General features: G+C 71.7%; 6 protein-coding genes. 4 read left to right on the top strand and 2 right to left on the bottom strand.

Features of this window, described 5'->3' with window-relative positions:
* Together RWR81_RS12390 and RWR81_RS12395 are read right to left on the bottom strand one after the other, a co-directional pair.
* The coding region (locus tag RWR81_RS12390; RefSeq protein WP_314458031.1) for an ATP-binding cassette domain-containing protein at nt 1–683 on the bottom strand (683 nt) is incomplete at its 3' end.
* 122 nt (nt 684–805) lie between these two features.
* A complete protein-coding gene (locus RWR81_RS12395; protein WP_314458032.1) occupies nt 806–1,348 on the bottom strand; it encodes a hypothetical protein in 543 nt (180 codons plus the stop codon).
* Nucleotides 1,349–1,545: 197 nt separating this feature from the next.
* On the opposite strand from RWR81_RS12395, the gene RWR81_RS12400 reads away from it, so the two are divergent.
* From RWR81_RS12400 to upp, 4 genes are all read left to right on the top strand, one after another.
* The gene (locus RWR81_RS12400) at nt 1,546–3,021 is read left to right on the top strand and encodes a sensor histidine kinase (protein WP_314458033.1); all 1,476 of its coding nucleotides are present in this window, start codon (nt 1,546–1,548) and stop codon (nt 3,019–3,021) included.
* Complete coding sequence (locus RWR81_RS12405) at nt 3,018–3,185, top strand: hypothetical protein (protein ID WP_314458034.1); 168 nt, start codon at nt 3,018–3,020, stop codon at nt 3,183–3,185. The genes RWR81_RS12400 and RWR81_RS12405 overlap by 4 nt, the downstream gene beginning before the upstream one ends.
* Nucleotides 3,182–4,081, top strand: a complete 900-nt coding sequence (locus RWR81_RS12410) for a LuxR C-terminal-related transcriptional regulator (protein WP_314458035.1) — start codon at nt 3,182–3,184, stop codon at nt 4,079–4,081. The genes RWR81_RS12405 and RWR81_RS12410 overlap by 4 nt, the downstream gene beginning before the upstream one ends.
* 97 nt (nt 4,082–4,178) lie before the next feature.
* On the top strand, nt 4,179–4,795 hold a 617-nt coding region (upp, locus tag RWR81_RS12415; RefSeq protein WP_314458036.1), incomplete at its 3' end, for a uracil phosphoribosyltransferase.

Raw genomic sequence — 4,795 nt, forward strand, 5'->3', positions numbered from 1 at the left:
GCGTCGTGCGTCACCATGAGGACGGTGGCCGGCTGCTGCTCCGGGGAAGAGGCACCGGCTGGGGCGGGCACGGCACCGGCGCCTCCAGCGAGCTCGGCGAGCCAGTCGAGGACGGTCGCGGCGGCAGCGACGTCGAGGGCGGCCGTGGGCTCATCGGCGAAGACGATGTCGGGGCGGGAGGCCAGGACGCGGGCGATGGCGACGCGCTGGCGCTCACCACCACTCATCTGGTGAGGCAGGTGGCGGGCCTGGTCACTCAGACCCACGCGCTCAAGGGCATTGTCAACGGCGTTGCGGCTCAAGGGCCTGCGGCGCAGGCGACCGGGCAGGGCGACGTTGTCACGCGCGGACAGGGAGGTGACGAGGTTGTCGTCCTGGAAGACGAAGCCGACGTGCCGGGCCCGGAAGCGGGCCGCGGGCCGGGGACGCAGCGTGCTCGTCCGAGTGCCGAGGAGCTGGACGGTGCCGGCGGTGGGGGCGTCGAGCCCGGCGATGCACTGCAGAAGGGTGGACTTGCCACAACCGGAGGCACCGACCAGGGCGGTGAAGCTGCCTGCGGGCAGGGCGAGGTCGATGCCGTTGAGCGCGGTGACGTCGGCGTTGCGGCGGCCCTGGACGCGGAAGACGCGGGTGAGTCCGGCTACCTCGATGGCCGGTGGTGCCTGCGTCGGCGGCATCGTCATCGGCGGCACCGAGACCGGCATTTCTCGCGTAACCGGACCGTATTGCTGTGGGGCTCCACGAAAGGAGCCCGGCTCGGCACCGACCTCCGTGTTGGCCACGGCGGAGCATTCCCGACGGCGCCTCACGACTGCCCCCAGAATCCCGCGGCCGCCGCCACAATGAGCCAGGCGACAACCGACGTCGTCCGGTTCCCCACCAAGGCCGCCAGTCCCCACCTCGCAGCCAGCCTCCTCAGCCAGGGCCCCATGATCGTCAGTAGCGCGGCCAGGACCGACGGCAACCAGGTCCGCGCCTCGGTGCCGCTCATCCTGGCAAGCAGCTCGCGTGCTCCCGCCCCCAGGTCGTGCGCCAAACCCTCCAGCCCTCCGCCGGACGCGCCGGCACCCAGAACCGACATCAGCTGTTGCCCGACGACGACGATCAGCAGCACCAGCACCAGGGCCTCGGCTCCCACCGCCACGTGCCAGCGCGTGCACCCGTGCCGACGCGCACGGACGCGCGCCTCGTCGGACTGTGTTGTCGGCACCACCTGGTAGGGCTCCAGCTCGGAGACCCTGGCCCGAGGCAGGACCGGATGACAGATGCGTTCCGATTCCGAGGAAAGGAGGCTTGAAGCATCACAGGCGACGGGCGTCTGAACCGGGGAGAACTGGTTGAGGCTCATGTGCACCAGTTCACTCCCCACGGGCCGCCGTCGCACTGGTGCCCGCTCCCGTCTTCGTATCCGGCCAGCCCCACCTCACCTACGGTCGGGCAGGCACCACCTTGGGGGTGCCAGCACCACCCCGGGACACCCGTATGGCTCCCACGGGGGCGCCAGCAGGAGTGCACCCCGGGCCCGAGCCCGTTAACGTCGTCGGCATGACCTCAACGCCATCCAGCGTTTCCCCCACTGAGCGCAGGCCCGGCTGGTACAGCCGGCACGGCCGGTTGCCCCGCATCATCGGGTGGGAGCTCCTGCACGCCGTCCTGTGGATGCCGATGATCCTCCTTCTTCTCCCCGCCACCTTGCTGTTCCACCTGTCGGTCCCCCTGGGGGCGGCGCTGGAGCGCATCATTGCGCGCAGATTGGGTGCGGATGCCCCCTCCGGCCGCAAGGAGGGTGAGCGCAAGACTCCGTGGCTGCTGGCGCGTCCCGCCCACGCGGAGTTCTGGCGGCAGGACCTGCCCCTGTGCCTGGGGGGCCTGGCCCTGACCACGGCATCATTCCTCGTCGGCGGATTCCTCGGTATCGCGGCGGTCAGCAGTATCCTGGCGCCGTTCCTGGCCTCCCCGGAGGACACCTTCACAGTTCGTCTGTTCGGTCCGGAGATGACGGTCACCGGCCCGCAGCAGGCCTGGCTGCTGGTGCCGGCCGGGTTGCTCGGTCTGGGCCTCGCCGCCGGGGCGCTCCTGGGTTTCGGGGCACTGCGGCTGCTGCTGGTGGAGGCGCTGTCGGGCGAGCGCAAGAAGCAGCGCCTGGAGCAGCTGACCGCCGAGGTCGGCCACCTCACGGCCAGCCGCGCCACCCTCATGGATGCCTTCGAGGCCGAGCGCACCCGCATTGAGCGGGACCTGCACGACGGCGCCCAGCAGGACCTCGTCGCCCTCACCATGAGCCTGGGCGGGCTGCGCCTGGCCGCCGAGTCCCTGCCCGACGACGGTGCCAACGCCACGTCCCGTACCACCCTGCTGAAGGGGATAGACACGGCGCAGGACCGCGCTGAGGCGGCCCTGCGGGACCTGCGTGAGACGGTGCGCGGCATCCGCCCGGCAGTCCTGTCCGAACGCGGGCTGGCACCGGCTCTGAAGGATCTGGCGGGTCGGGCCCCGCTGCCGACCAGTGTCGTCGTCAATGCCGAGGAGGGCGACCTGGCCCAGATCTCGCAGCCTGTGGCGACGGTCGTCTACTTCGCGGTGTCCGAGGCACTCACGAACGCCGCCAAGCACGCTCGGGCCGAGCACGCGACGGTGACACTGCACTGCACGGACGGCGGGCTGAGCGCCCTCGTGACCGACAACGGGCGCGGCGGGGCCGACCCCGGGCGCGAGAATGCCACCGGCCTGCGGGGCATGGTGCAGCGGGTGGAGTCCATCGGTGGGCAGTTGGAGGTCGACTCCCCCGTCGGCGGTGGGACACGGCTGATGATCACGGCCCCGCTGACGCCGCCTTGGGGCACGGACGGCCCGGAGGATGACCGGGCGGGCGATCAGCAGGATCGGCCGGACGGGCGACCCAGCGGTCACGGGGGCGACCAGGTGCCCGCCGCTCAAGAGACCGGTCCGGCGGGCGTCTCCCAGGGCCGACAGGCCCGGCCGCAAGCGCTGACGCCGGCAGCGGTGTCGGCTCCTGCGTGAGCACGTCACCAGCCTTCACAAGGTCTGCGGACCTGGCGGCCACGACGGATCCGCGCGACGGATCCGGCCGCCGCGGTGATCCCGGCGGCACCGGCGTCCTGGGAGAGATCCCGGTGTCCACAACCCACACCCACCCGGTCGACTGGGGCAGGATGTCCCCATGAGGATCATGCTCGCCGATGACGCCACCCTTCTACGTGAAGGACTGGCAGGGCTGCTGACCACCGCCGGTCACGAGGTCGTGGCACAAGTGGCCGACGCCGACGCCCTGCGCGCCGAGGTCGAGCGTCTGGCCGCTGCCGGGCAGCTGCCCGACGTCGTCGTCACCGACGTGCGGATGCCGCCGACCGGCACGGATGACGGGCTGCGCGCAGCCATCGACCTGCGCCGAGCCCATCCGGGGCTGCCGGTGGTGGTGCTGAGCGCCTACGTGGCCGGGCCCTACGTGCAGGATCTGCTGGAGGAGACCGAGTCCCCGGCATCCCCGACCGGCGGCGGCGGTGGCGCTGTGGGCTACCTGCTCAAGGAACGCGTGGGGCGGGTGGCGGACTTCCTGCACTCGCTCGACGTCGTCGTGGGCGGCGGAGTGGTCATCGACCCCGAAGTGGTCTCCCACCTCATGAAGGCCGCCCGCGCCGCCGCCACCGGGCACGAGGCGGTCCCCGCTACCTGGACCGGTCAAGCTGCAGGAGTCGCGGGAGCAATGACGGAGCCGACGCCAGGAGAGTCGTCCGGTGCGCCAGTGAGTGCGGCCGCCACACCACCCGGCCCTTGGGTGCCGGTGCCTATCCGGGCGGGATCGCCGCCGACACCGCCGGGCGGGATCGCGAGCGCGGCGCCGGGCAGAGCGGGACTGGACCGGCTGACACGGCGCGAGCAGGAAGTACTCGAGCTCATGGCGCAAGGGCTGTCGAACGCGCAGATCGCCGAGCGGCTGGTGCTCTCCGACGGGGCGGTGGCCAAGCATGTGGCGAACATCTTCCGGGGGCTGGACCTGCAGCCGGGCGAGGAGAACCGGCGTGTACGGGCCGTCCTGGCCTGGTTGCATGCCCGGGCCTGAAACTGGCCGCACGGCGCAGTGGTCACGCCGTGAGCGAGGACGAGGCCGGCGCGGCATCGGAGCGGTGTGGGCTCGACTGTGGGATTAGGCTGTCCCCATGCGCCTCCACGTTGCCGATCATCCCCTCATCGATCACAAGCTCTCCGTGCTGCGAAACGAGAGGACGCCGTCGGCGGTCTTCCGCCAGCTGGTGGACGAGCTCGTCACCCTGCTCGCCTACGAGGCCACCCGCGAGGTGCGCACCGAGGAGGTGGAGATCCGCACCCCCGTGGCGGTGGCGCAGTGCCGCCGGCTGGCCGATCCACGACCGATCGTGGTGCCGATCCTGCGCGCGGGCCTGGGAATGTTGGAGGGAATGACCCGGCTGCTTCCCACCGCGGAGGTCGGCTTCCTGGGGATGAAGCGCGACGAGGACACCCTGGAGGTGGAGACCTACGCCAACCGTCTGCCCGACGACCTCTCGGGCCGCCAGTGCTTCGTCGTCGACCCCATGCTCGCCACCGGCCACACCCTCGTGGCCGCCATCGACTACCTGCTTGAGCGCGGGGCGCGCGACGTCACCGCGCTGTGCCTCATCGCCGCTCCCGAGGGCGTCAGCACGCTCGAGAAGGCGGTCGGCGAGCGCGCGAACGTCACGGTGGTGACCGCCGGGGTCGACGAGCGGCTCAACGAGCACGCCTACATCGTGCCCGGGCTCGGCGACGCCGGGGACCG

Origin of the sequence: uncultured Actinomyces sp. (genome assembly GCF_963526355.1) — a bacterium.
Lineage (GTDB): Bacteria > Actinomycetota > Actinomycetes > Actinomycetales > Actinomycetaceae > Actinomyces.